19 protein-coding genes and 1 pseudogene are annotated in these 25,686 nt (G+C 72.7%); 7 read left to right on the top strand and 13 right to left on the bottom strand.

Going from position 1 to position 25,686, the window contains the following annotated elements; all coding sequences use genetic code 11:
- Window positions 1–144: 144 nt before the first annotated feature.
- The 3 genes from OOK38_RS22950 to OOK38_RS22940 all read right to left on the bottom strand — a co-directional run bounded on the left by OOK38_RS22950 (window position 145) and on the right by OOK38_RS22940 (window position 7,331).
- Entirely contained in the window at window positions 145–1,605 is a 1,461-nt protein-coding gene (locus tag OOK38_RS22950) for a glutamate synthase subunit beta (RefSeq protein ID WP_266757662.1), read from the bottom strand.
- Window positions 1,598–6,190 carry a glutamate synthase large subunit gene (gltB, locus tag OOK38_RS22945; RefSeq protein WP_266757664.1) on the bottom strand — a complete coding sequence of 1,531 codons (4,593 nt, stop codon included), beginning with the start codon at window positions 6,188–6,190 and terminating at the stop codon, window positions 1,598–1,600. The genes OOK38_RS22950 and gltB overlap by 8 nt, the downstream gene beginning before the upstream one ends.
- Window positions 6,191–6,599: 409 nt before the next feature.
- Complete coding sequence (locus tag OOK38_RS22940) at window positions 6,600–7,331, bottom strand: VIT1/CCC1 transporter family protein (RefSeq protein WP_266757666.1); 732 nt, start codon at window positions 7,329–7,331, stop codon at window positions 6,600–6,602.
- A 272-nt stretch (window positions 7,332–7,603) separates the two neighbouring features.
- Here OOK38_RS22940 and OOK38_RS22935 point away from each other — a divergent pair.
- The 7 genes and pseudogenes from OOK38_RS22935 to OOK38_RS22905 form a co-directional block, all read left to right on the top strand.
- Window positions 7,604–8,617, top strand: a pseudogene (locus tag OOK38_RS22935) (ADP-ribosylglycohydrolase family protein); the annotation flags it as partial.
- Between the two features lie 1,100 nt (window positions 8,618–9,717).
- A complete protein-coding gene (locus OOK38_RS22930; RefSeq protein ID WP_266765636.1) occupies window positions 9,718–10,935 on the top strand; it encodes an ADP-ribosylglycohydrolase family protein in 1,218 nt (405 codons plus the stop codon).
- Between the two features lie 24 nt (window positions 10,936–10,959).
- Window positions 10,960–12,129, top strand: a complete 1,170-nt coding sequence (locus OOK38_RS22925; RefSeq protein ID WP_266848771.1) for an ADP-ribosylglycohydrolase family protein — start codon at window positions 10,960–10,962, stop codon at window positions 12,127–12,129.
- Window positions 12,117–13,481, top strand: coding sequence for an ADP-ribosylglycohydrolase family protein (locus tag OOK38_RS22920; protein ID WP_266848769.1), 1,365 nt, complete (start codon window positions 12,117–12,119; stop codon window positions 13,479–13,481). Before OOK38_RS22925 ends, OOK38_RS22920 begins: the two co-directional genes overlap by 13 nt.
- Window positions 13,478–14,371: a ribokinase gene (gene rbsK / locus OOK38_RS22915; protein ID WP_266848768.1), complete on the top strand. Its 894-nt coding sequence runs from the start codon at window positions 13,478–13,480 to the stop codon at window positions 14,369–14,371. Before OOK38_RS22920 ends, rbsK begins: the two co-directional genes overlap by 4 nt.
- Window positions 14,368–15,570 (top strand): CaiB/BaiF CoA-transferase family protein, encoded by a 1,203-nt coding sequence (locus OOK38_RS22910; RefSeq protein ID WP_266848767.1) that lies wholly within the window; start codon window positions 14,368–14,370, stop codon window positions 15,568–15,570. The genes rbsK and OOK38_RS22910 overlap by 4 nt, the downstream gene beginning before the upstream one ends.
- Window positions 15,567–16,406: a CoA ester lyase gene (locus OOK38_RS22905; protein WP_266757676.1), complete on the top strand. Its 840-nt coding sequence runs from the start codon at window positions 15,567–15,569 to the stop codon at window positions 16,404–16,406. The genes OOK38_RS22910 and OOK38_RS22905 overlap by 4 nt, the downstream gene beginning before the upstream one ends.
- Before the next feature lie 86 nt (window positions 16,407–16,492).
- Here OOK38_RS22905 and lgt read toward each other — a convergent pair whose 3' ends face one another.
- From lgt to OOK38_RS22855, 10 genes are all read right to left on the bottom strand, one after another.
- Window positions 16,493–17,608, bottom strand: coding sequence for a prolipoprotein diacylglyceryl transferase (gene lgt / locus OOK38_RS22900; protein ID WP_266848765.1), 1,116 nt, complete (start codon window positions 17,606–17,608; stop codon window positions 16,493–16,495).
- A gap of 120 nt (window positions 17,609–17,728) precedes the next feature.
- Window positions 17,729–18,505 carry a thioredoxin domain-containing protein gene (locus OOK38_RS22895; RefSeq protein WP_266848764.1) on the bottom strand — a complete coding sequence of 259 codons (777 nt, stop codon included), beginning with the start codon at window positions 18,503–18,505 and terminating at the stop codon, window positions 17,729–17,731.
- Between the two features lie 127 nt (window positions 18,506–18,632).
- Entirely contained in the window at window positions 18,633–19,448 is an 816-nt protein-coding gene (gene trpA, locus OOK38_RS22890) for a tryptophan synthase subunit alpha (protein WP_266757682.1), read from the bottom strand.
- On the bottom strand, window positions 19,445–20,737 hold the full coding sequence (gene trpB, locus OOK38_RS22885; RefSeq protein WP_266757684.1) for a tryptophan synthase subunit beta: 1,293 nt from the start codon (window positions 20,735–20,737) through the stop codon (window positions 19,445–19,447). The genes trpA and trpB overlap by 4 nt, the downstream gene beginning before the upstream one ends.
- A 229-nt stretch (window positions 20,738–20,966) precedes the next feature.
- On the bottom strand, window positions 20,967–21,176 hold the full coding sequence (gene trpM, locus OOK38_RS34555) for a tryptophan biosynthesis modulator TrpM (protein ID WP_323178848.1): 210 nt from the start codon (window positions 21,174–21,176) through the stop codon (window positions 20,967–20,969).
- Window positions 21,177–21,405: 229 nt separating this feature from the next.
- Complete coding sequence (gene trpC, locus OOK38_RS22875) at window positions 21,406–22,215, bottom strand: indole-3-glycerol phosphate synthase TrpC (protein WP_266757688.1); 810 nt, start codon at window positions 22,213–22,215, stop codon at window positions 21,406–21,408.
- Window positions 22,216–22,381: 166 nt separating this feature from the next.
- Window positions 22,382–22,846 carry a DUF2752 domain-containing protein gene (locus OOK38_RS22870; protein ID WP_266757690.1) on the bottom strand — a complete coding sequence of 155 codons (465 nt, stop codon included), beginning with the start codon at window positions 22,844–22,846 and terminating at the stop codon, window positions 22,382–22,384.
- Between the two features lie 91 nt (window positions 22,847–22,937).
- Window positions 22,938–23,186 (bottom strand): HGxxPAAW family protein, encoded by a 249-nt coding sequence (locus tag OOK38_RS22865; protein ID WP_266757692.1) that lies wholly within the window; start codon window positions 23,184–23,186, stop codon window positions 22,938–22,940.
- Between the two features lie 160 nt (window positions 23,187–23,346).
- On the bottom strand, window positions 23,347–24,000 hold the full coding sequence (locus OOK38_RS22860) for a TIGR02234 family membrane protein (RefSeq protein WP_266757694.1): 654 nt from the start codon (window positions 23,998–24,000) through the stop codon (window positions 23,347–23,349).
- A 196-nt stretch (window positions 24,001–24,196) separates the two neighbouring features.
- The gene (locus tag OOK38_RS22855; RefSeq protein ID WP_266757696.1) at window positions 24,197–25,684 is read right to left on the bottom strand and encodes an anthranilate synthase component I; all 1,488 of its coding nucleotides are present in this window, start codon (window positions 25,682–25,684) and stop codon (window positions 24,197–24,199) included.
- Between the last annotated feature and the right edge of the window lie 2 nt (window positions 25,685–25,686).

The raw sequence follows: 25,686 nt of genomic DNA, 5'->3' as shown, positions 1-25,686 counted from the left end.
AGTCCGCCCCCAGGAAGCACGCGGGCATGCGGCGGCGCCTGCCAGGTCGTCCGGTCGGGGACAGTGAGGCAGGCGCCGTCTCGTGTTCCGTACGCCTTTGTACGGGACGTTTTTGGAGTGACCGTCAGGTCACGGTTCCAGGGGTCAGACCATCAGCGAACGGTCCGTCGGGCGGATCGGGGCCGGCAGGTCGCTCGCTCCGGTGAGGAAGCGGTCGACACCGCGGGCGGCCGAGCGGCCCTCCGCGATGGCCCAGACGATGAGGGACTGGCCGCGGCCCGCGTCACCGGCGACGTACACGCCGGGAACGTTGGTCGCGAAGTCGGCGTCGCGGGCGATGTTGCCGCGCTCGTCGAGCTCCAGGCCGAACTGCGAGACCACGCCGTTCTCGACGTCCGTGCCGGTGAAGCCCATGGCCAGGGTCACCAGCTGGGCGGGGATCTTGCGCTCCGTGCCCGGCTTCTGGTTCAGCTTGCCGCCGGTGAACTCTACCTCGACGAGGTGCAGCCACTGGACGTTGCCGTCCTCGTCGCCCTCGAAGTGGGTGGTGTTGACGGAGTAGACCCGCTCACCGCCCTCCTCGTGCGCGGAGGTGACCTTGTAGAGCATCGGGAACGTCGGCCAGGGCTGGCCCGGGTTCCGCTCCTCGCCCGGCCGCGGCATGATCTCCAGCTGGGTGACCGAGGCCGCGCCCTGGCGGTGGGCGGTGCCCACGCAGTCCGCGCCCGTGTCGCCGCCGCCGATGACCACGACGTGCTTGCCCTCGGCCGTGATCGGGGGCGCCACGAAGTCGCCCTCCTGCACCTTGTTGGCCAGCGGCAGGTACTCCATGGCCTGGTGGATGCCGTTCAGCTCCCGCCCGGGGACGGGGAGGTCACGGGCGGTCGTCGCGCCGGCGGCGATGACCACGGCGTCGTACCGCTTGCGCAGGTCCGTCGCCTTGAGGTCGCGGCCGATCTCGATGCCCGTGCGGAAGCGGGTGCCCTCCGCGCGCATCTGCTCGATGCGGCGGTTGATGTGCCGCTTCTCCATCTTGAACTCGGGGATGCCGTAGCGCAGCAGGCCGCCGACGCGGTCGGCGCGCTCGTAGACCGCGACCGTGTGACCGGCGCGCGTGAGCTGCTGGGCGGCGGCGAGACCGGCGGGACCGGAACCGATGACCGCGACGGTCTTGCCCGACAGGCGCTCGGGGATCTGCGGGGCGACGTCGCCCGTGTCCCACGCCTTGTCGATGATCGAGACCTCGACGTTCTTGATGGTCACGGCGGGCTGGTTGATGCCGAGCACACACGCCGACTCGCACGGGGCGGGGCACAGCCGGCCCGTGAACTCCGGGAAGTTGTTCGTGGCGTGCAGGCGCTCGGAGGCGGCCTGCCAGTCCTCGCGGTACGCGTAGTCGTTCCACTCGGGGATCAGGTTGCCCAGCGGACAGCCGTTGTGGCAGAACGGGATGCCGCAGTCCATGCAGCGCGAGGCCTGCTTGGAGATGATCGGGAGCAGCGAGCCCGGAACGTAGACCTCGTTCCAGTCCCTGAGACGCTCCTCGACCGGCCGGGACCTGGCGACCTCACGGCCGTGGTTCAGAAAGCCCTTGGGATCAGCCATTGGTCGCCGCCTCCATCATCTTCTCGGTGATCTCGGACTCGTTGAGTCCGGCTCGCTCGGCGGCGTCCTTGGCGGCGAGCACTGCCTTGTAGGTGCTGGGAATGATCTTGCTGAAGCGCTCCACGGACACGGGCCACTCGGCGAGCAGCTTCTCGGCGACCGTCGAAGCGGTCTCCTCCGCGTGCCGGCGCACGACGTCGTGCAGCCACTGCTTGTCGGTGTCGTCGAGCTGCTCGACGGCGTCCACGTTGCCGACGTTCACGTTGTCGCGGTCGAGGTCGATCACGTACGCGACACCGCCGGACATGCCGGCCGCGAAGTTGCGGCCCGTCTCGCCGAGGACGACCGCGTGACCGCCGGTCATGTACTCGCAGCCGTGGTCGCCCACGCCCTCGGAGACCACCGTCGCGCCGGAGTTGCGGACGCAGAAGCGCTCGCCGGTGCGGCCGCGCAGGAAGAGCTCGCCGCCCGTCGCGCCGTACGCGATGGTGTTGCCCGCGATGGTCGAGTACTCGGCGAGGTGGTCGGCGCCCCGGTCGGGACGGACGATCACCCGGCCGCCGGAGAGGCCCTTGCCGACGTAGTCGTTGGCGTCGCCCTCCAGGCGCAGCGTGACACCGCGCGGCAGGAAGGCGCCGAAGGACTGGCCCGCCGAGCCCGTGAAGGTGATGTCGATGGTGTCGTCGGGCAGGCCCGCGCCGCCGAACTTCTTCGTCACCTCGTGGCCGAGCATGGTGCCGACCGTGCGGTTGATGTTGCGGATCGCGACCTGGGCGCGGACCGGCTGGGCGTCGGTCGCGGAGTCCGCGGCCAGCGCGTCGGCGGCCAGCTTGATCAGCTCGTTGTCGAGCGCCTTCTCCAGGCCGTGGTCCTGCTCGATGACCTGGTGCAGCGCCGCGCCCTCGGGCAGTTCGGGCACGTAGAAGAGCGGGGACAGGTCCAGGCCCTGCGCCTTCCAGTGGGTGATGGCGCGCTCCACGTCGAGGTTCTCGGCGTGGCCGACGGCCTCCTCGATGGTGCGGAAGCCGAGCTCGGCGAGGATCTCGCGGACCTCTTCGGCGATGAACTTGAAGAAGTTGACGATGTACTCGGCCTTGCCGGCGAACCGCTCGCGCAGCACCGGGTTCTGCGTGGCGATGCCGACCGGGCAGGTGTCCAGGTGGCAGACGCGCATCATGACGCAGCCGGAGACGACGAGCGGCGCGGTCGCGAAACCGAACTCCTCGGCGCCGAGCAGCGCGGCGATGACGACGTCGCGGCCCGTCTTGAGCTGGCCGTCGGTCTGCACGACGATGCGGTCGCGCAGGCCGTTGAGCAGCAGGGTCTGCTGGGTCTCGGCGAGGCCGAGCTCCCAGGGTCCGCCCGCGTGCTTGAGGGAGGTCAGCGGGGAGGCGCCCGTTCCGCCGTCGTGGCCGGAGATGAGGACGACGTCCGCGTGGGCCTTGGAGACACCCGCGGCGACCGTGCCGACGCCGACCTCGGAGACCAGCTTCACGTGGATGCGGGCCTGCGGGTTCGCGTTCTTGAGGTCGTGGATCAGCTGAGCCAGGTCCTCGATGGAGTAGATGTCGTGGTGCGGCGGCGGGGAGATCAGACCGACACCCGGGGTCGAGTGACGGGTCTTGGCCACCCACGGGTAGACCTTGTGACCGGGCAGCTGGCCGCCCTCGCCGGGCTTGGCGCCCTGCGCCATCTTGATCTGGATGTCGTCGGCGTTGACGAGGTACTCGCTCGTGACACCGAAGCGGCCGGAGGCGACCTGCTTGATGCTGGAGCGGCGGGCCGGATCGTACAGCCGGTCCGCGTCCTCGCCGCCCTCACCGGTGTTGGACTTGCCGCCCAGCTGGTTCATGGCGATGGCGAGGGTCTCGTGCGCCTCCTTGGAGATGGAGCCGTACGACATGGCGCCGGTCGAGAAGCGCTTGACGATCTCGGAGACGGGCTCGACCTCGTCGAGGGAGATCGAGGGGCGGTCCGAGGTGAAGCCGAACAGGCCGCGCAGCGTCATCAGCCGCTCGGACTGCTCGTTCACACGGTCCGTGTACTTCTTGAAGATCTCGTAGCTGCCGGAGCGCGTCGAGTGCTGGAGGCGGAAGACCGTCTCCGGGTCGAACAGGTGGGGCTCGCCCTCGCGGCGCCACTGGTACTCGCCGCCTATGTCCAGGGCGCGGTGCGCGGGCGCGATGCCGGAGGCCGGGTAGGCCTTGGCGTGCCGGGCGGCGACCTCCTTGGCGATGACGTCGAGGCCGGCGCCGCCGATCTTGGTGGTCGTGCCGTTGAAGTACTTCTCGACGAAGGCCTTCTCCAGGCCGACGGCCTCGAAGACCTGGGCGCCGCGGTAGGAGGCGACGGTCGAGATGCCCATCTTGGACATGACCTTCAGGACGCCCTTGCCGAGCGCGTAGATCAGGTTGCGGATGGCCTGCTCGGCCTCGATGCCCTGGAGGAAGGTGCCGGCGCGGACCAGGTCCTCGACGGACTCCATGGCCAGGTAGGGGTTGACCGCGGCGGCGCCGAAGCCGATGAGCAGGGCGACGTGGTGGACCTCGCGGACGTCACCGGCCTCGACCAGCAGGCCCACCTGGGTGCGCTGCTTGGTGCGGATGAGGTGGTGGTGGACGGCGGCGGTGAGCAGCAGCGAGGGGATCGGCGCGTGCTCGGCGTCCGAGTGGCGGTCCGACAGGACGATCAGCCGGGCGCCGTTCTCGATGGCGGCGTCGGCCTCGGTGCAGATCTCCTCGATGCGGGCGGCGAGGGATTCGCCGCCGCCGGAGACCCGGTACAGGCCGGACAGCGTCGCGGCCTTCATGCCGGGCATGTCGCCGTCGGCGTTGATGTGGATGAGCTTGGCCAGCTCGTCGTTGTCGATCACCGGGAAGGGCAGGGTGACGCTGCGACAGGAGACGGCCGTCGGCTCCAGCAGGTTGCTCGCCGGACCGAGGGAGGAGCGCAGGGAGGTGACCAGTTCCTCGCGGATCGCGTCCAGCGGCGGGTTGGTGACCTGGGCGAACAGCTGGGTGAAGTAGTCGAACAGCAGACGCGGGCGCTGCGAGAGCGCGGCGATCGGCGAGTCCGTGCCCATCGAACCGATCGGCTCGGCGGCGGCCTTGGCCATCGGCGCGAGGATGATCCGCAGCTCCTCCTCGGTGTAACCGAAGGTCTGCTGGCGGCGGGTGACCGAGGCGTGGGTGTGCACGATGTGCTCGCGCTCGGGCAGGTCGGAGAGCTCGATCTCGCCGGCTTCCAGCCACTCGGCGTAGGGCTTCTCGGCGGCGAGGCCGGCCTTGATCTCGTCGTCCTCGATGATGCGGTGCTCGACGGTGTCGACGAGGAACATCTTGCCGGGCTGGAGGCGGCCCTTGCGGACGACCTTGGCGGGGTCGATGTCGAGGACGCCGACCTCGGAGCCGAGGACGACGAGGCCCTCGTCGGTGACCCAGTAGCGGCCGGGGCGCAGACCGTTGCGGTCGAGGACCGCGCCGACCTGGCTGCCGTCGGTGAAGGTGACGCAGGCGGGGCCGTCCCAGGGCTCCATCATCGTGGAGTGGAACTGGTAGAAGGCGCGCCGGGCCGGGTCCATGGAGTCGTGGTTCTCCCACGCCTCCGGGATCATCATCAGCACGGAGTGCGGGAGCGAGCGGCCGCCGAGGTGCAGGAGTTCGAGCACCTCGTCGAAGGAGGCCGAGTCGGAGGCGTCCGGCGTGCAGACGGGGAAGATCCGCTCAAGTCCCTTGTCCCCGAACAGGTCCGAGGCGAGCTGGGACTCTCGGGCGACCATCCAGTTGCGGTTGCCCTTGACCGTGTTGATCTCGCCGTTGTGCGCGACGAAGCGGTACGGGTGGGCGAGCGGCCAGCTCGGGAAGGTGTTGGTGGAGAACCGGGAGTGCACGAGCGCGATCGCGGAGGCGAAGCGGCGGTCGGACAGGTCCGGGAAGAAGGGCTCCAGCTGGCCGGTGGTCAGCATGCCCTTGTAGACGATGGTCCGCGCGGACAGCGACGGGAAGTAGACCCCGGCCTCGCGCTCGGCGCGCTTGCGCAGCACGAACGCGGTGCGGTCGAGGGCGATGCCCTGGCTCTCGCCGTCGCTCACGAAGATCTGGTGGAAGGCGGGCATCGTCGAGCGGGCGGTGGCGCCGAGGAGCTCGGGGGCGACCGGGACCTCGCGCCAGCCGAGGACAGTGAGGCCCTCTTCGGCGGCGATCGTCTCGATACGTGAGACGGCGTCGGCCGTGCCGTCCTCGGGGAGGAAGGCGATGCCTACCGCGTACGCGCCGGCTGCGGGAAGTTCGAATCCGGCCACCTCGCGGAAGAAGGCGTCCGGGACCTGGGAGAGGATGCCCGCGCCGTCACCCGAGTCGGGCTCGGATCCGGTGGCACCGCGGTGTTCCAGGTTGCGCAGAACGGTGAGCGCCTGCTCGACCAGCGCGTGGCTCGCCTCGCCGGTGAGGGTGGCCACGAAGCCGACGCCACAGGCGTCGTGCTCGTTGCGGGGGTCGTACATACCCTGCGCAGCAGGGCGAGCATCCATGAAGGACCACTTCTGGTCGTTCGTGGAGTGCTGGGACGGCTGGCGCGGCGTACGCATCGGCTCTCCCGTCGTCGTCGGGGCGGGGGGTCCCTCCCAGGCCTCGAGGCTCAGGGGGGAGACATCTGCCGAGGGACGACGTTGGCCCTCTGTTGGTGCAAAATTTCGTGCAGGTTACATGATGGAGCGATTCTCGGGAACCGGATACTGCGTTCCAACATGCGGACACCACGGGGTCGCGGCGGGGGTACCGCGCTCAGCGGTGGAAGGCGGGGGGACCCAAGCGGGACCTAAGCGGACAGATCGATGACCGTCGGCCCGGGTTCGCGGCAGAGATCGTGATCTGCCGCGAGAAGTGCGGAGCAGGCGTCATTGCCTGCGGCGCTTACGGCTCATGCCCAGTGGTTAAGGAATCGAAACCGCCGGGTAACGACTACTTATGCGGTCCCTCGCATAGGTGATCGAGCCATCATCCTACGGCCGCACCGAACAGACTGCCCAGGGCGTACGTCACACCCGCCGCGGCACCACCGAGAGCGAGCTGCCGCAGCCCGCTGAACCACCACGACCGCGCGGTCACCTTGGCCACGACGGCACCGCACGCGAAGAGGCCGAGCATCGCGAGCAGCAGCGCCGGCCACAGCACGGTCGCGCCCAGCAGATACGGCAGTACGGGGAGCAGGGCGCCCAGCGCGAACGAGCCGAAGCTGGACACGGCGGCGACGGCCGGGGAGGGCAGGTCGCCGGGGTCTATGCCGAGCTCCTCGCGGGCGTGGATCTCGAGGGCCTGCTCGGGATCGCGGGAGAGCTGCCGGGCGACCTCCCGGGCCAGCTCGGGCTCGACGCCGCGGGACTCGTAGAGCGCGGCCAGCTCCCGCTCCTCGTCCTTGGGGTGCCTACGCAGCTCCCGTCGCTCGACATCGAGCTCCGCCTCGACGAGCTCGCGCTGCGAGGCGACGGAGGTGTACTCACCGGCGGCCATCGAGAAGGCACCGGCGGCCAGGCCCGCGAGCCCGGTGATGACGATCGTCTGCTGGGAGACGGAACCGCCGGCCACACCGGTCATCAGGGCGAGGTTGGAGACCAGGCCGTCCATCGCGCCGAACACGGCGGGGCGCAGCCATCCGCCGTTCACATCCCGGTGGGTGTGGTTGTCGCGGTGCGCCTCGTGCAGCGTCGCCTCGGTCTCGATGATCGCCATACCGGTCCCCCAGGGTGCTTGATTGGACTGTTTCCACTTTTTGACAACTAAGAAAGTACGCCTCGAATTTCCTTCCCGCCAGCAAGGAAAGGCTGCGCTAACCTGCGCTTTTACCTGCCGACGCTCATCCGTGGCATGTCATGCACACATGTCGACCGGGTGACAGTGCGGCCCGCGAGGCTCCTGTCAACCGCCAAGGTGGGACAGATCCGCAAAGGGTTCCGCGCGCCGCATTCCGCGCGCCGGCAGGGGCCCTGAGAGGAGAGGCACGTATGGCTTCCATCGCCTGCATTCCCTCGGCCCCGGCACCCGGGAACGCCGCCGGTCTCCGCGACCGGGCGCGCGGCGCACTGCTCGGGCTCGCCGTCGGGGACGCGCTGGGCGCACCCGCCGAGAACATGAAGCCGTCGGAGATCCGCGCCAAGTGGGGCCGGATCACCGGTTACGTCGCCGAGCATCCGGCCGGGACGGACGACACCGAGTACGCGATCTTCTCGGGACTGCTGCTGGCCCGGCACGGCTCGGCGCTGACCGTGGCGCACGTCGAGTCGGCCTGGCACCAGTGGATCGCGGACCGCGACGAGGGGCCGTTCCGCGGCGCCGGTTTCAGCGAGCGCGGCACGCTGGAGAATCTCCGGCGGGGTCTCGCGGCGCCCATCTCCGCCCAGCACCGGCACGCCTGGAGCGACGGCCTCGCCATGCGCGCGGCCCCCTTCGGCGTCTTCGCGGCCGGCCGGCCCGCCGAGGCGGCCCGGCTCGTGGCGATCGACGGCTCGGTGAGCCACGAGGGCGAGGGCATCTACGGCGGCCAGGCGGTCGCGGCGGGGGTCGCCGCCGCGATGGCGGGCGCTCCCACCATCGCGGTCGTCGCGTCCGCCCTGGCAGTCATCCCGGACGACTCCTGGACGGCCCGCTCGCTGCGCCGCGCGGTCGCGGTGGCGCACCGCGGCGAACGGGCGGTGCGCTCCGCGGTGGTCATCGGCGGCTACCCGTGGACCGATCTGGCCCCCGAGGCCGTGGCCCTCGCCTTCGGCGCGTACGCGGCGGCGGACGGGGAGTTCACCGAGTCGGTCCTCACCGCGGTGAACATGGGCCGCGACGCCGACACGACGGCCGCGGTGGCCGGAGCGCTGGCGGGCGCGACCCGGGGCGCGTCCTCGATCCCGGCCGCCTGGGCGGCGGCCATCGGACCGGCCCGCGGCAGCTGCCTCCCCTCCATGGAGGGCCACCACATCCTGGACGTGGCGGACCTGCTGACGCCGGAGGACGAGGAGAAGTGGGGCGCGGGAGTCCGCGTACCACCCGTCCCGGACACATACGCCGTCACGGCTCTGGACACGTGTCTGGCCACCGCCTCGGACGCGTACGTCGTCACCGCCCCGGACGCGTACGTCGTCACGGCCCCCGGCGCCTACGCCGTCACCACCCCGGACGCGGGTGCCGTCACCGCCCCCGACGCCTACGCCGTCACCACCCCGGACGCGGGTGCCGTCACCGCCCCCGACGCGTGCGTGGTCACCGCCCCGGACCCGTACGCCGTCACCGCCCCCGGCGCCTACGCCCTCACCACCCCGGACACGGGTGCCGTCACCGCCCCCGACGCGTGTGTGGTCACCGCCCCGGATCCGTACGCCGTCACCGCCCCGAACGCCTACTTCGTCACCGCCTCGGATGCCTACGTCCTGTCGGACGCGGACGTCTGGGAGCCGGTCGACGGTGACGACGAGGTGCGCTCATGAGCCCCGGGCTGGCCGGGGACGAGTCCGGCCCGGCGGCCGGCGAGGGCGCCGCGTCGGCGCCGCCCCCCGAACCTCCACCGCCCGCCCCGGCGGAGACGGACGGACCGCCCCGGAGCACCCTCGCGGCCCGCACACCGGCACCGGTCACCCCGGCGGCACTTGCCGAGACCTCCGGGCGGCCCGGGCCGGCGACCCCCGTGACAGCGGCGGAACCGGCGGCGCCCGCATGGGAGCCCGACCCGGTGGCACGCTCGGCAGGGACCGGGCCGGGCGCATGCACCGCGGAGGCCGGGTCGGCGCACCACGACGCGGGAGCGGACCCGGCGGAGCTCGCCGCGGGCACGCTGCAGGCGGTGCTCGCCGGAGGCGGAGACCCGGTGGCGGTCGCCGGACGTGCCGAGCCGGCGGGTCTCACCGCGGGGGCGGAACGGACGCGGCCCACCGCGGAAGCACAGCGGGCCGCGCTCACCGGAGAGACGGAGTCCATGGCCCGCGGCGCGGCGACTGCCTGCGCACCGCTCGCCGAGGGAGCAGGGCCCGTGGCACTCACCGAGGGCACTCGGCCGGTGGCCCTCGCCGGACGCGCGGACCCGGTGACGGTCGACCCGGCCGTCGAGCCGGTGCGGGTCGCCGAGGGGGCCGGTTTCATGGCGGGCGGCCGGACGGCCCGGGAGCGGGGAAGCTCCCCGGCGGAGACGCGCGAGCGGGCGGCGCCAGCGGAAGCGGGGTCTCCAGCGGAGGCGGGGGCGCGTCGCATCGAGGGGCTGCTCCTCGGGCTGGCCGCGGGCGACGCCGCGGGCTGGCCCGCCGCACGGCACCGGGCCGCGCGGATGCCCGAGTGGACCCGGCGGCTGACCCGCGAGCTGGACACCTTCGCGGAGCAGAACGCGACGACGACCCTGCCCGTGCCGATCGCGCTGAACCAGCCGCCGGAGCCGCTGCGGCTCGGCCCGTCGGACGACGCCGAGTGGGCGGCGTTCGCGGCGGAGGCCGTGCTCCGGGCCGGGGAGACCGCGGCACTCGGCGACCTGAGCCTCGACCGCAGGATGCGCGCGTCCATCGACCTGTCCTGGAACGCCGTCGCCAGCGAGGTCGCCGCCGCGGCGGACCGCGCCCCCGAGGTCGAGTCCGCCCTGCTCCCGCTGCGCGCCCGGATCTCCGTGCGCGCCGGACTCGGCAACCTCGCCACCGGTCTGCGCCCGCCGGCCACCGGCCACGACAACCCCCACTACTTCGACGACGCGGCCTGCGTACGGGCCTGCGTGCTCGCCGTGGCACACCCGGGAGACCCCCGACTCGCCGCGGAACTCGCCGAGTTCGACGCCCGCTACACCCAGGACGGCGACGGTGTGCACGGCGCCCGCGCCATGGCCGCCGCCGTGTCGCTCGCCCTCACCGGGCACTCCGCCGACCTCTGCGTGGACGCCGCCCTCGCCGAACTGCCCGCCACCACGGAGATCGGCCGCAACGCCCGCCACGCCCTCACGCTGGCCCAGGGCAGCGAGAGCACCTTCGCCCTGGTCCCCCTGCTGGAGCACCAGATCGTCGACCACGTCTACAGCTACGGCATCGCGGCGGCCGAGACCGTCCCCGTCGCCCTGGCCCTGACCCTGGCCTCGCACGGCCGGATCGCCGAGGCGGTGCCCGCCGCCGCGTGCCTGTCGCGGGTCGCCGACTCGGCCCCCGCCCTGGCCGGCGCGCTCACCGGGGCGCTCGGCGGCGCCGCCGCGATCCCCGCCTCCTGGCGCGACGCCTGCCGCACCCTGTCCGGCTGCGCGCTGCCCCGCCTGACGGGAACGGATCTCATCGGACTCGCCGAACTCCTCGAAGCGACAGGACTCGCCGACCGGATTCCCCGGACCTGACCACCCCAGAGGGATGATTCGGGCATGACGCCCAAAGGAGAAGGAACGGGAACCCTCGACGAACGGATCACCGGAGCCCTCGTCGGAGCCGCCGTCGGCGACGCGCTCGGCGGCCCCGTCGAGGGGTACTCCCCCGAACAGATCACCGAACGCCACGGCGGCCGCGTACGCGGTGTCGTCGGCCCCTGGAACGGCGACGCCTGGCCCACCGCCCGCCCCATCGCCCCGTACCACAAGGGCGACGGACACGTCACCGACGACACCCTGATGACCCATGCGCTGGTACGGGTGTACGCCACCGTCCGCGACCACCTCGACGCCTACGCCGTCGCGGAGCACCTGGTCCCGGACCTGATGACGACCCCCCGCTGGATCCCGGAGCTGGAGGCCGAGGCCCTCCCCCTCCAGCGGATCTTCCTCGCCGAGAAGTGGCTGGTCGCCCGCCTCCACTACGGCCATGTGGACCCCCGCGAGGCCGGTGTCGGCAACATCGTGAACTGCGGTGCCGCGATGTACATGGCCCCGGTCGGACTCGTCAACGCGGCGAACCCGGCGGGCGCGTACGCCGAGGCCCTCGACATCGCGGGAGCCCACCAGTCCTCGTACGGCCGCGAGGCCGCGGGCGTCTTCGCCGCGGCGGTGGCGGCGGCCTGCTCCCCCGGCGCCACCCCCGACTCGGTCGTCGCCGCGTGCCTGTCGCTGGCCGAGGACGGCACCCGCGCGGCCGTCGAGGCGGTCTGCGAAGTCGCCTCCCACCACACGGACTTCGAGTCGGCGCTCGTCCCGCTGCGCCGGGCGGTGGCCCCGTACGACACGGTCGGCCCGGACTACCGTTCCCCCTCCCTCGGCGCCCGCCGACCCTCCCGTCTGCACTCCATCGAGGAACTCCCCGTCGCCCTCGGCATGTTGCTGGTGTCCGGCGGCGACTTTCGGCACGCGGTCCTCGGCTCGGTCAACTACGGCCGCGACTGCGACTCCATCGCCACCATGGCCGGCGCCCTCGCCGGCGCGCTGGGCTCCGAGGTCCCGCACGACTGGGCGAAGACGGTGGCGGAGTCGAGCCGCCTCGACCTGGACGCCCCGGCGCGTACGCTCGCCGAGGTGACCCGGGAGATCTTCGACCGCGACGTCCACCGCCGCCGGACCCACGAGGCGGCGTACGCCGCGCTGGCGGGAACACCGTGCTCCGACTGACCTGGGTCCAGCCCGAGGACCTCCTCGGCCACGAACTCCACCAGGCCGTCCAGGACGGCCGCGAGCCGGCCCCCGTCGCCGCCCGCTGGCGCGCGGCGGGCGGTCGGCAGGCCCCGCTCCGCGCGGGCGCGTCGACGACCCCGGCCTCGCCGTCCCTGCGCCGCCTCGCGGCCGACCTCCTCGACGAACTCGCCGCCCTGCCACGCCGGTTGGCGGACGACGAGCCGACGGATCTGGCCCTGATCAAGGCCGCCTGCCCCAGCTGGCCGCCCCCGCGGTACGCGCCCGTGCCCGCTCCCGACCGGGCCCGCCTGGAAGCGGCCTGGCTCGGCCGGGCCGTCGGCTGCCTGCTGGGCAAACCCGTGGAGAAGCTCCCCCTCCACGGCATCCGGGCACTCGCCCGGGCCTCGGGCAACTGGCCCCTCCGCACCTGGTTCACCGCGCGGGGCGTACCCCAGGACCTCCTGGACGCCCATCCCTGGAACCGGCGCTCCGCCCCCACCTCCCTGGCCGAGAACATCGACGGCATGCCGGAGGACGACGACCTCAACTACCCTCTCCTGAACCTCCTGTTGCTCCAGCGCCACGGCAGGGACTTCACCACCGCGGACGTGGCCCGCCTCTGGCTGGACGAACTCCCCGCCGGCCGCACCTTCACCGCGGAGCGCGTCGCCTACCGCAATCTCCTCAGCGGTGTCGAACCCCCGGAGACCGCCCGCCGTCACAACCCGTTCCGCGAATGGATCGGCGCCCTGATCCGCGCGGACGTGCACGGCTGGACCAACCCCGGTGACCCGGCCGGGGCCGCCGAACAGGCGTACCGCGACGCCGCCCTGACCCACACGGCCAACGGCGTCTACGCGGCGATGTTCGCGGCCGCCGTCATCGCCGAGGCGGCCACCGGGGCGAGTGACGTCCACGCCTGTCTGCGGACCGGGCTGACCGTCGTCCCGCCCGGCTCCCGGCTCGCCCGAGCGGTCCGCCACGCCGTCCAGCTCGCCCGTACGACAGCGGACTTCGACACCGTCGTCGACGAACTGCACGCCACCCACCGCGACTGCCACTGGGTCCACGCCGTCCCCAACACCGCGCTGATCGCCGCCGCCCTCACCCACGCGGACGGCGACTTCGGCGGCTCGGTCTGCCGCGCGGTGTCCGGCGGTCTGGACACCGACTCGAACGGCGCGACGGCCGGGAGCGTCGCGGGCCTGCTCGCGGGCGACCCCGCCGCCCTGCCCGACCACTGGACGAGCCCTCTCAAGAACCGGCTCGCCACCTCCGTCACCGACTTCGACGGCATCGGCTTCGACGCCCTCGCCCACCTCACACACCGGGAGACCGTTCGCCCATGACCCATATCGCCGTGCTCGGCAGCACGAACATGGACCTCGTCGCGTATGTCGCCAAAGCCCCGCAGCGCGGAGAGACCGTGACGGGCCGGGAGTTCCGTACGATCCCCGGCGGCAAGGGCGCCAACCAGGCGGTGGCCGCGGCGCACGCGGGCGCCGACGTCTCCCTGGTCGGCGCGGTGGGCGCCGACTCCTTCGGCAGCCAACTCCGCTCCACACTGGAGCACTTCGGCGTGAACACCGACCATCTGCGCACCACCGAGGGCCCGTCCGGCACCGCGCACATCGTGGTGGACGACGAGGGCGGCAACGCGATCGTCGTCATCCCCGGCGCCAACGGCACCGTCACCTCCCTCGCCCCCGGCGACGAGGGCCTCATCGCCAGCGCCGACGCGCTGCTCCTCCAGCTCGAGATCCCGCTGGAAGCCGTGCTCGCCGGAGCGGAGGCCGCGCGCCGGCACGGCGTCCGGACGATCCTCACCCCGGCGCCCGCACAGTTCCTGCCACCTCAACTACTGGCCGCCACCGACCTGTTGGTGCCCAACCAGCACGAGGCCGCCGCACTCACCGGCTTCACCGACCCGCGCGGAGCGGCCGCCGCGCTGCTCGAACAGGTCCCGGAGGTCGTCGTCACCCTGGGCGCCGAGGGCAGCCTGTACGCGGCCCGGGGCGCCGAACCCGTCGCCGTGCCCGCGCCCAAGGTGACCGCCGTCGACTCCACCGGGGCGGGCGACACCTTCGTCGGCACCCTCGCGGTGGCGCTCGCCGAAGGCCGGGAGATGACGGAGGCGCTGGCGTGGGCGTCGGCGGCGGCCGCGATGTCGGTGCAGCGGCCCGGGGCGACGTCCTCGATGCCGTACCGCTCCGAGCTCGACGCCCAGGCCGGCTCATGAACGGGCACCCGGAGGGCGGCCCCCTCAGCGGCCTGCGCGTCCTCGACCTCGCGACCCTGTTCGCGGGGCCGCTCGCCGCCACCATGCTCGGCGACTTCGGCGCGGAGGTCGTCAAGATCGAGCACCCCGCTCAACCGGACCCGTCCCGCGGACACGGTCCCTCGAAGGACGGCGTCGGCCTGTGGTGGAAGCTCCTCGGGCGCAACAAGCGCACGATCACGCTCGACCTGTCGAAGCGCGGCGGACGCGAGACACTGCTCCGGCTCGCCGCCGACGCCGACGTGATCATCGAGAACTTCCGGCCGGGCACCCTGGAGAAGTGGGACCTGGGCTGGGAGGAACTGTCCGCGGCGAACCCCCGTCTGGTCCTCGCCCGGGTCACCGGCTTCGGCCAGTTCGGCCCCTACGCGCACCGCCCCGGCTTCGGCACGCTCGCGGAGGCGATGAGCGGCTTCGCGGCGATCACCGGCGAACCGGACGCACCGCCGACCCTCCCCCCGTTCGGCCTGGCCGACTCGATCGCCGGACTGGCGACGGCGTACGCCGTGCTGACCGCGCTGACCGCGCGCGACCGCACCGGCGAGGGCCAGGTGATCGACATGGCGATCATCGAGCCGATCCTGACCGTGCTCGGCCCGCAGCCGATCTGGTACGACCAGCTGGGCCACGTCCAGCCCCGCACCGGCAACCGCTCGGCGAACAACGCGCCCCGCAACACCTACCGCACGGCGGACGGTTCCTGGGTCGCCGTCTCCACATCGGCGCAGTCGATCGCCGAGCGGGTGATGCGGCTGGTGGGCCGCCCGGACGTGATCGACGAGCCGTGGTTCGCGACCGGCGCGGACCGGGCACGCCACGCCGACGTCCTGGACGGAGCGGTCGGCGCGTGGATCGCCTGCCGCAAGCAGGACGAGGTCCTCGCCGCCTTCGAGGAGGCGGAGGCGGCGATCGCCCCCATCCAGGACGTCCGGGACGTCATGACCGACCCGCAGTACCAGGCCCTGGACACGGTCACCACCGTCGACGACCCCGAACTGGGCCCGCTGCGCATGCAGAACGTCCTCTTCCGGCTCTCCGCCACGCCCGGTGCGATCCACTGGGCGGGCCGCCCGCACGGCGCGGACACCGACGCCGTGCTCACCGAACTCGGCCTGACGGGGCCCGAGATCGAGGCACTGAGAGCGGAGGGCGCGCTGTGACCGGGGAACTCCTGCCCCTCACCTGGCTGTACGTGCCCGGCGACCGTCCCGAGGTGGTGGCCAAGGCCCTCGCCTCCGGTGCGGACGTGGTCCTCGTCGACCTGGAGGACGCGGTCGCCCCGGACCGCAAGGACTACGCCCTCGCCGCCACCGCAGAGCTCCTCGCCGAACCGCCGCCCGTCCCGGTGCACGTCCGGGTCAACGCCCTCGACGGCCCCTTCGCCGACGCCGATCTGAAGACGCTCTCGCCGCTCCCCGGCCTGTCCGGCCTGCGGCTGCCGAAGGTGACCTCGCGCTCCGACGTCGTACGGGTGGCGGAGAGCGCGACCCCCGCGGAGGGCGGCGCGATCCCGCTCTACGCCCTGCTGGAGTCGGCTCTGGGCGTGGAGCAGGCCTTCGCCATCGCGTCGGCCCATGGCGCCCTGCGCGGTATCGCGCTCGGCGAGACGGACCTGCGGGCCGATCTCGGTGTCCGGGACGAAGCCGGGCTCGACTGGTCCCGGGCGCGGTTGATCGTGGCCGCCCGGGCGGCGGGGCTGCCCCCGCCGGTCCAGTCGGTCTACCCCGACATCCGCGACGTGGAGGGTCTGGCCGCGTCCTGCGCGCACGGCCGCGCCCTCGGCTTCCTCGGACGCACGGCCATCCACCCCCGCCAGCTGCCCATCATCGAGCGGGCCTACCTCCCCACCCCGGCCGAGGTGGACTCGGCCGAGGCCGTCATCAAAGCGGCCGCCACCGATCCGGGCGCCCAGGCCCTGCCGGACGGCCGTTTCATCGACGCGGCGGTGGTCACGGGCGCCCGCCGCACCCTCGCCCTCGCGCAGCGCCTGGCCTGAGGCGGAGCAGAGCACCCGGCCTCGGGCAGAGCGAAGGGGGCGCCGCGTCCTGGAACGCGGCGCCCCCTTCGGCGTACGGGGAGAACTCAGGCCTTCTTGGCCGACCCGGCCTCGTCCCGCGAGACCGGCTCCGCGTCCGGTTCCGTGTCGGGCTCCGTCTCGGCATCCGTCCCGGACGCTGAGCCGGCGGGCTCGGCGGAGTCGCTGGACGTCACGGATTCGGTGACGGCCGGCTTGTCGAGGCCGACGGAGTCGCCGTCGGCCTCGTCCTCGCCGGTGCTCTTGTCGCCGTCCTTGGCCTTGTCCTTGCCTTCGGTCTTGCCTTCGGTCTTGCCTTCGGCGTCGTCGGAAGCCGTCTCGCCGTCCTCGGCGGGAGCGTCCGCGCCGGCTCTGGGCTCCACGATCTCCTCGCGCCCCGGACGCAGCCGGGCCGAGAGCACGAAATACAGCACCGCCAGGAGGAAGACCACCATCGCGGTCCAGTCGTTGAGACGCAGGCCCAGGATGTGGTGGGCGTCGTCGACGCGCATGTACTCGATCCAGCCCCGGCCGACGCAGTACGCGGCGACGTACAGCGCGAACGCCCGCCCGTGGCCGAGCTTGAAGCGGCGGTCGGCCCAGATGACCAGGAATCCGACGCCGACGCACCACAGGGACTCGTACAGGAACGTCGGGTGGTAGTAGCCGGGGACGCGCCCGTCCGTGGAGGACGTGATGTGCAGCGCCCACGGAACGTCCGTGGCCTTGCCGTAGAGCTCCTGGTTGAACCAGTTGCCCCAGCGCCCGATCGCCTGGGCGAACGCGATACCGGGCGCGAGGGCGTCGGCCCACGCGGGCAGCGGGATGCCCCGGCGGCGGCACCCGATCCACGCGCCCAGCGCGCCGAGGGCGATCGCGCCCCAGATGCCGAGCCCGCCCTCCCAGATCTTGAAGGCGTCCACCCAGTCACGGCCCTCGCTGAAGTACAGCTGGTAGTCCGTGATCACGTGGTAGAGCCGGCCGCCGACGAGGCCGAAGGGCACGGCCCAGACCGCGATGTCGGCCACTGTGCCGGTCCGCCCTCCCCGGGCGATCCAGCGCTTGTTGCCGAGCCAGACGGCTACGAAGACGCCGATGATGATGCAGAACGCGTAGCCGCGCAGCGGAATGGGGCCGAGGTGCAGCACACCGTGCGACGGGCTGGGAATGTAGGCAAGTTCCATGGCAAGGTCGACGCTACCGTGCCGGACGCCACCGACGGTGGGCAGCCCCGCAACGGGTCCATAACGTGCGGCGCCCCCGGCCTGTGGACAGGCGGGGGGCGCCGGGGCGTGCGGGACGGCTCAGCCCTTGTTGGCCGCCTCCACCATCTGCTTGAGCTTGGCGGGTGTCATCGACTGGTCCGCGTAGATGTTCTTGCCGCCCAGGAGTACGGTCGGCGTGCCCGAGAAGCCGCTGCTCTGGAACGCCGCGTTCGACTTCTCGACCCAGGTGTCGTGGGTGCCGTCGTTGACGCAGGCGCGGAAGGCCGGGGTGTCCAGGCCCTCGACCTTCCCGGCGAGCTCGATGAGCTTGGCGTTGTCGGCGAAGGCGTCGTCGGTCTCCTTGGGCTGGTTCTCGTACAGCACGTCGTGGTACGCGCTGAACTTCCCGGCGTCCTGGGCGCACGCCGCGGCGTTGGCGGCCTTGCGGGAGCCGCTGCCCCCCATGTTCCCGTCGATCAGCGTGACGAGGTGGTACTCGACCTTCAGCTGGCCGGAGTCGACCAGCTCATGGATCGTCGGGCGGTAGGTCGCCTCGAAGGCCTGGCAGGCCGGACAGCGGAAGTCCTCCCACACCGTGAGGGTGGACTTGGCGCCCTCCTTGCCGACGGGGATCGCGAGACTGTCCTTGCCGGTGGCGCCCGAGGGCGACACGACCGGGCCCGACGTGTCGCTCTTCTTGTCCTTGCCTGCGTTGGCGGCCACCACGCCGATCACGGCGGCCAGACCGAGGACGCAGACCACCGACGCCCCCACGATCAGCGCGCGGCGGCGCTTGTCCGCGGCCTTCTGCTTCTCTCGCTCGACCGCCAGCCGCTCGCGGGCGTTGCGCTTACCGTCACGGTTCTTCTCGCTCACATCCGGCAGAACGAACCGGGGAGGCGCAGCGCGCCTCCCCGGTCCAAGGTCCACTCGTTCGAGTGAGCGGATTGTCCGTTACGTACGGATGCGTGCGGTGGCGTACGCGCGGATCCGCGCGGTGGCGTTACGCCGTCTTGCGCACACCCTTCGCGAGGTCGCCCGCCAGCGCCCGTACGGCCTCGAGCCCGGCCGCCTCGTCCGGCGCGTCCAGCATCCGCTTCACGAACGCCGAACCGACGATCACGCCGTCGGCGAAGCCGGCCACCTCGGCGGCCTGCGCGGCGCTGGAGACACCGAGGCCGACGCAGACGGGCAGCTCGGTGGTGGCCTTGGTGCGCGCCACCAGGTCCTGGGCCTGGGCCCCGACCGACTCCCGGGTGCCGGTGACCCCCATCAGCGAGGCCGCGTACACGAAGCCGCTGCCCGCCGCGGTGATCTCGGCGAGCCGGGCGTCCTTGCTGCTGGGCGCGACGACGAAGACGGTCGCGAGGCCGTGCTTCTCGGCGTGCTCCCTCCACAGCGCCGACTCCTGGACGGGCAGGTCGGGCAGGATGCAGCCCGCGCCGCCCGCCTCGGCGAGCTCGGCGGTGAAGCGCTCGACGCCGTAGCGGTCGATCGGGTTCCAGTACGTCATCACGAGCACGGGCTTGCCGGTGGCCCGGAAGGACTCCCGGACGGTCCGCATCACGTCCGCGATCCTGACGCCGCCGCGCAGGGCGATGTCGTCGGCGGTCTGGATGACGGGGCCGTCGAGGACCGGGTCGCTGTGCGGCAACCCGACCTCGACGACGTCGGCGCCGCCGTCGAAGACGGCCTTGACGGCGGCGATACCGCCGTCGACGGTCGGGAACCCGGCCGGCAGGTACGCGATGAGGGCGGACCGCCCCTCCGCCTTCGCCGCGGCCAGGGTGTCGCTCAACAGCTGGATGTTGCCGCTCACTTGGCGTCCCCCTCGATCTCGGCGTTCTCGCTGTCGGCGTCCGCCGGGACGACCGCGTCGGCGCCCTGTTCGTACAGGCCGAAGTAACGGGCGGCCGTGTCCATGTCCTTGTCGCCGCGCCCGGACAGGTTGACGACGATCAGCCCGTCCTTGCCCAGCTCCTTGCCGACCTCCAGGGCCCCGGCGAGCGCGTGGGCGCTCTCGATCGCCGGGATGATGCCCTCGGTGCGGGAGAGCAGCCGCAGGGCCTGCATCGCCGCGTCGTCGGTGACCGCGCGGTACTCGCCGCGGCCGCTGTCCTTGAGGTAGGAGTGCTCGGGGCCGATGCCGGGGTAGTCGAGTCCGGCCGAGATCGAGTAGGGCTCGGTGATCTGGCCCTCGTCGTCCTGGAGGACGTACGACCGCGACCCGTGCAGGATGCCGGGCTCGCCGGCGGTCAGGGTCGCCGCGTGCTCGCCGGTCTCCACGCCGTGCCCGGCGGGCTCGCAGCCGATCAGGCGTACGCCGCTGTCGGGGATGAAGGCGTGGAAGAGACCGATGGCGTTGGAGCCGCCGCCGACACAGGCGACGGCCGCGTCGGGCAGCCGGCCGGCGCGCTCCAGGATCTGCCGCCGGGCCTCGACGCCGATGACCCGGTGGAAGTCGCGGACCATGGCGGGGAAGGGGTGCGGGCCGGCGACGGTCCCGAAGAGGTAGTGGGTGCGGTCGACGTTGGCGACCCAGTCGCGGAACGCCTCGTTGATGGCGTCCTTGAGGGTGCGGGAGCCGGACTTCACGGCGATGACCTCGGCGCCGAGCATCCGCATCCGGGCCACGTTGAGCGCCTGGCGCTGGGTGTCGATCTCGCCCATGTAGATGGTGCATTCGAGGCCGAAGAGCGCGCAGGCGGTGGCCGTGGCGACACCGTGCTGGCCGGCGCCGGTCTCCGCGATGACGCGGGTCTTGCCCATGCGCCGGGTGAGCAGGGCCTGGCCGAGCACGTTGTTGATCTTGTGCGAGCCGGTGTGGTTGAGGTCCTCGCGCTTGAGGAAGATCCGCGCGCCACCGGCGTGTTCGGCGAAGCGCGGCACCTCGGTGAGGGCGCTCGGGCGGCCGGTGTAGTGGACGAGCAGGTCGTCGAGCTCGCGGGCGAACTCGGGGTCCGCCTTCGCCTTGTCGTACTCGACGGCGACCTCGTCCACGGCGGCGACCAGCGCCTCCGGGATGAACTTGCCGCCGTACGCGCCGAAGTAGCCCTCGGCGCTGGGGATCTGACCCTCGGGGTCGGGAATGAAGAACTCGCTGGGCATGCGGATACCTCGCAGGGGCGACAGCCCCGGTTACGGGATCGGACAGGGGTCACGGAAGCCGGACGCACCCGCGCTCAGCGGTCACCGACGGTTCCGTCGGTGACACCGCCCGCCCCGCCGCCGACCCGCCCGCGCAGGAGACGGATGTGCCGCCTCGATGACTGGGGGTGCCGGACTCGGCTCGGTCCACGCGTGAGGTGGACTCGGCCCGGTCCACCCGCGAGGCGGACTAGGCCGGGAAGGGCGCGAGCGCGCGCACGCGCTCGGGCCATCGCATGCCGTTGACCTGACCCGGCTCGTCGCCGATGACGTAACGGACCCGGCGCCCGTGCACCCGGCGTGCGGGCGCCCGGCAGCCACGCGGCCGACAGCCGCGGGCGAGCCGGGCGTAGGGGTCACGGGCCGCCGAAGGGACCGGGAGCACGGCGGCGGACGGCACACGGGGGCGCCCGGCGTACGTGTCCCCGGGAAGGGAGGAGTGCGTGCCCGGCGCGACGGTCGGGAGCGGGTCCCCGCCGTCCGGCCCCGGCGCGGGTGACCCGGCCCGGGCCGGCGGGACCTCTCCGGCCGGACGCGGCAGGACCGACCCCGCGCGCGCCGGTACGCCGTCGGGGCACAGGCCCGGACGGGGTACGGCGGGGGCGAGGGTCGGGATGGTCACCGGCGGGTCAGTCCCGTCCGTGCCGCAGGGCCGGGTGGGCGCCCGCGGCGACCAGGTCGGAGACGGCGGTCTTCGGGTCGCGGCCGGTGACGAGGGACTCGCCGACCAGGACCGCGTCGGCGCCCGCGTTGGCGTACGCGATGAGGTCGTGCGGGCCGCGGACACCGGACTCGGCGATCTTGACGAGGTTGTCCGGGATCTCGGGGGCGAGCCGCTCGAAGGTCGTACGGTCGACCTTGAGCGTCTTGAGGTTGCGCGCGTTGACACCGATGATCTTCGCGCCGGCGTCCACCGCGCGCTCGACCTCGTCCTCGTCGTGCACCTCGACCAGCGGCGTGAGCCCGATGGACTCGGCTCGCTCGATGAGGGACTCCAGGGCGGGCTGGTCGAGGGCCGCGACGATGAGCAGCGCCAGGTCGGCGCCGTAGGCGCGGGCCTCCCAGAGCTGGTACGACGTGACGATGAAGTCCTTGCGCAGCACCGGGATGTCCACGCGGGCGCGGACGGCCTCCAGGTCCGCGAGCGAACCGCCGAAGCGGCGCTGCTCGGTGAGGACGGAGATGACGGCCGCGCCGCCCGCCTCGTAGTCGGCGGCCAGGGCGGCGGGGTCGGCGATCGCGGCGAGCGCGCCCTTGGACGGGCTGGACCGCTTGACCTCGCAGATGACCTTGACGCCGTCACCGCGCAGGGCGGCCACGCCGTCCTTGGCCGCAGGAGCCTTCGCCGCGCGTTCCTTGAGCTCGTCGAGGCTGACGCGCGCCTGCCGCTCCGCGAGGTCGGCACGGACTCCGTCGATGATCTCGTCGAGCACACTCACGCGAGCGGCCCCCTTCCCTGCGGTGGACGGTTGAAGCGGTGGAGCAGTCGACCCGGGTGCACCGTCCCTGACGGAAAAGTCGGGTCACTGCGATGGTATCCGGAGGAAGGCGTAGCCCTCGCATCCGGTTGACGCCGGTCCCATTACCTGGACATTTGTCATTTGATCAAGGATGTAGCCAGCCGCCGGACGGCAGGTTCCGGACAACCGTGAAGACCAGCACCAACGCGCCCACGCTCCACAGGTGGAGCGGTCCGAGATCGAGCCGCACGGGCCGTCCTCGCACCGCACGGATCACCCAGACGGCCCACACCACCGCGAAGGCCAGGTAGCCGCCGACGGCGAGCGCGTTGTCCGTGAGCGCCGTGGCGAGGTCTCCGTGCACGAAGGCGTGGGCGCTGCGCAGACCGCCGCAGCCGGGGCAGTACAGGCCCGTGAGGCGCAGCAGCGGGCAGACCGGGTAGTGACCGGGCTGATTGGGGTCGACGGCCCCGACGTACGCGAAGGCCCCGGCGACGGCCGCGAGCACTCCGCCGGGAACGCCGAGCCGCCGCACCACGGCACCGGCACCGGCACCGGCACCGGACCCTGCCTGTGTCACCCTCTGGGTTTCGGCGTTCACCCGACGCATTCTGCCTCTCGCGCGCGGCGGGCGCTCGCCCGCGTACGCGAAAGGCGGCCCCGGCGTGTGCCGGGACCGCCTTCGGCGAAGCCTCGGTGGGTCAGGCGTCGGCGCCCACGGTCTCGCGCGCCGTGTGCGCGGGCTGCGCGGAAGAGGTCTTCGGCTGGCCCAGGCCCATGCTCCGCATGACCATGCCGACGACACCGCCGAGGACCACGACGACCATGCCGCCCCAGAAGCCCAGCGGTTCGGCCATCACCATGTAGGCACCCGCGATGCAGAAACCGATGAAGGCGATGATGACACCGGTCCAGGCGGCCGGGGTGTGACCGTGGCTGCTGCCCGCCATGACTTGCTCCTCGTTGCTGTATGCGTGTGTGAGTCGGACGCTCGCCGTCCATTGTCCCGTACGTACGGGGCCGCGGTGAGCGGGGGGTCGTTGCTCGCGCGTCCGTCCGGCCGAGTCACGACCAAGGACCCGGGGCGAACGACCCCGCGGGTCGCGGGACCTAGGTCCCCGCGGGGTCGGGACCGGTCGGGTCCTCGCCTCGGTCGAGGGCCTTCCAGAGGTCCTCGGGGCGGTCCGGGTCGACGGGCTTGACCTTGCGGGGCCGGGGCCTGCCGTCCCGCTCGTAGCGGCCTGACATGGCGGGCCACAGCCGTCCGTAGCGCACGGCGAGCAGCCCGGCGAGCAGGATGAGCGCTCCGCCCGCCGCGGCCACGTACGGCCAGACGGTGTGGCTGAGCCCGCTCGCGGTGGCGGCGGTGTTGCCCGAGGCGGCGGCGGCCCGCTCGTCGAGGGCGGAGCTGTCGCCCGCGCCGAGGACGGCGGCGACGACCGTGCCGGCGCCGGAGAGCGCGAGCAGCGCGGAGACCAGGAGGCGGCCGGAGCGGCGTACGGCGAAGACGGCGACGAGCGCGGCGAGGCCCACTATCGCGAGCGCCGCGGGCACACCCGTGACGTCGCTGCCCTTGGCGGTCAGCGGGAAGGCTCCGCCCGCCACGGTCGCGGTCCCCTCCGCCCAGCTCTGCCGGGTGGACAGCAGGGCCACGGCCGCGCCGAGCGCGCCGCTCAGCAGGGTCACGGCGAGGCTGCGCCGGCCGGACCTGTCGGGTCCCGCGGCTTCGGATCGGGGGTGAGGTACAGCAGTCACGTACCCCACTATCGCCTGAACCCCGGGCGAACCGTCACCCGGGGCCGCGTGAGCCTCGTCCTATCGCCCTCGATCGCACGGCCCGGAGCACGGTCGTGCGGTACGCCAACCGCCCGCCGGAGGCGGCCCGTCGCCCGACCGCACGAGCCGGGCGGCCCGGCACCGGCACACCCGAGCCGGAGCCGGGGCCGGAGCCGGTTACGTGCTACCGCCCGAGCCGGTTCGCGGTGTGCACCGCGCGCAGGACCGCCGCCGCCTTGTTGCGGCACTCGTCGTCCTCCGCGGCCGGCACCGAGTCGGCGACGATGCCTGCGCCGGCCTGGACGTACGCCGTGCCGTCGCGCAGCAGGGCCGTACGGATGGCGATGGCGGTGTCGGAGTCGCCGGCGAAGTCCAGGTAGCCGACGCAGCCGCCGTACAACCCGCGCCGGGAGGGCTCCAGTTCGTCGATGATCTGCATCGCGCGTGGCTTGGGCGCGCCGGAGAGGGTGCCGGCGGGGAAGCAGGCGGTGAGCACGTCGAAGGCCGTACGGCCCGCGGCGACCCGGCCGGTCACCGTGGAGACGATGTGCATGACGTGCGAGTACCGCTCGATGGACATGAAGTCGACGACCTCGACGGAGCCGGGCTCGCAGACCCGTCCGAGGTCGTTGCGTCCCAGGTCGACGAGCATGAGGTGCTCGGCGCGCTCCTTGGGGTCGGCGAGCAGCTCGTCGGCGAGGGCCTGGTCGTCCTGGACGGTCGCGCCACGCGGCCGGGTGCCCGCGATGGGGTGCACCATCGCCTGCCCGTCCTCGACCTTGACCAGGGCCTCCGGGGAGGAGCCGACGACGTCGAAGCCGTCGAAGCGGAACAGGTACATGTACGGCGACGGGTTGGTCGCCCGCAGTACCCGGTAGACGTCCAACGCGCTGGCGGTGCACGGCGTTTCGAAGCGCTGGGAGGGGACGACCTGGAAGGCCTCTCCGGCCCTGATGCGCTCCTTGATGTCCTCGACGGCGTCCTGGAAGTCGGGGCCGCCCCAGAGCGCGGTGTACTCGGGGAGCTCGGAGGGCGGGAGCGCGGCGGGCGGCTGGGACACCGCGCGCGAGAGGTCGGCCTCCATGGCGTCGAGACGGGCGACGGCGTCCGCGTAGGCCTCGTCGACGCCGGTGTCGAGGTCGTTGTGGTTGATCGCGTTGGCGATCAACTGGACCGAGCCGTCCCAGTGGTCCAGGACTGCGAGGTCGCTGGTGAGCAGCATGGTCAGCTCGGGCAGCTTCAGGTCGTCCCGCTCGCCGGGGCCGATCTTCTCCAGGCGGCGCACGATGTCGTAGCCCAGATAGCCGACCATGCCGCCGGTGAAGGGGGGCAGTCCCTCGCCGTGCGGGGTGTGCAGGGCCTCGATGGTGGCGCGCAGGGCCGCGAGCGGATCGCCGTCCACGGGGACGCCGACGGGCGGTGTGCCGAGCCAGTGCGCCTGTCCGTCCCGCTCGGTGAGGGTCGCGGCGGAGCGGACGCCCACGAAGGAGTAGCGGGACCAGGACAGGGAGGTGCGGCCGTTCTCCGCGGATTCGAGCAGGAACGTGCCGGGGCGCTCGGCGGCCAGCTTGCGGTAGAGCGCGACCGGCGTGTCGCCGTCCGCGAGCAGTTTGCGGCTGACGGGGATGACACGGCGGTCGGTGGCCAGCTTGCGGAACGTCTCGAGGTCCATGG

The organism is Streptomyces sp. NBC_00568 (genome assembly GCF_026341855.1).
In the GTDB taxonomy this organism is placed as follows: domain Bacteria; phylum Actinomycetota; class Actinomycetes; order Streptomycetales; family Streptomycetaceae; genus Streptomyces.
This window is presented reverse-complemented; position numbering and strand designations above follow the sequence as displayed.

Bases quoted from the DNA above. Each gene is read 5' to 3' on its own strand.
- OOK38_RS22950 (WP_266757662.1), bottom strand. From the start codon at position 1,605: ATGGCTGATCCCAAGGGCTTTCTGAACCACGGCCGTGAGGTCGCCAGG.
- gltB (WP_266757664.1), bottom strand. From the start codon at position 6,190: ATGCGTACGCCGCGCCAGCCGTCCCAGCACTCCACGAACGACCAGAAG.
- OOK38_RS22940 (WP_266757666.1), bottom strand. From the start codon at position 7,331: ATGGCGATCATCGAGACCGAGGCGACGCTGCACGAGGCGCACCGCGAC.
- OOK38_RS22930 (WP_266765636.1), top strand. From the start codon at position 9,718: ATGGCGGGCGGCCGGACGGCCCGGGAGCGGGGAAGCTCCCCGGCGGAG.
- OOK38_RS22925 (WP_266848771.1), top strand. From the start codon at position 10,960: ATGACGCCCAAAGGAGAAGGAACGGGAACCCTCGACGAACGGATCACC.
- rbsK (WP_266848768.1), top strand. From the start codon at position 13,478: ATGACCCATATCGCCGTGCTCGGCAGCACGAACATGGACCTCGTCGCG.
- OOK38_RS22910 (WP_266848767.1), top strand. From the start codon at position 14,368: ATGAACGGGCACCCGGAGGGCGGCCCCCTCAGCGGCCTGCGCGTCCTC.
- lgt (WP_266848765.1), bottom strand. From the start codon at position 17,608: ATGGAACTTGCCTACATTCCCAGCCCGTCGCACGGTGTGCTGCACCTC.
- trpB (WP_266757684.1), bottom strand. From the start codon at position 20,737: ATGCCCAGCGAGTTCTTCATTCCCGACCCCGAGGGTCAGATCCCCAGC.
- OOK38_RS22870 (WP_266757690.1), bottom strand. From the start codon at position 22,846: ATGCGTCGGGTGAACGCCGAAACCCAGAGGGTGACACAGGCAGGGTCC.
- OOK38_RS22865 (WP_266757692.1), bottom strand. From the start codon at position 23,186: ATGGCGGGCAGCAGCCACGGTCACACCCCGGCCGCCTGGACCGGTGTC.
- OOK38_RS22855 (WP_266757696.1), bottom strand. From the start codon at position 25,684: ATGGACCTCGAGACGTTCCGCAAGCTGGCCACCGACCGCCGTGTCATC.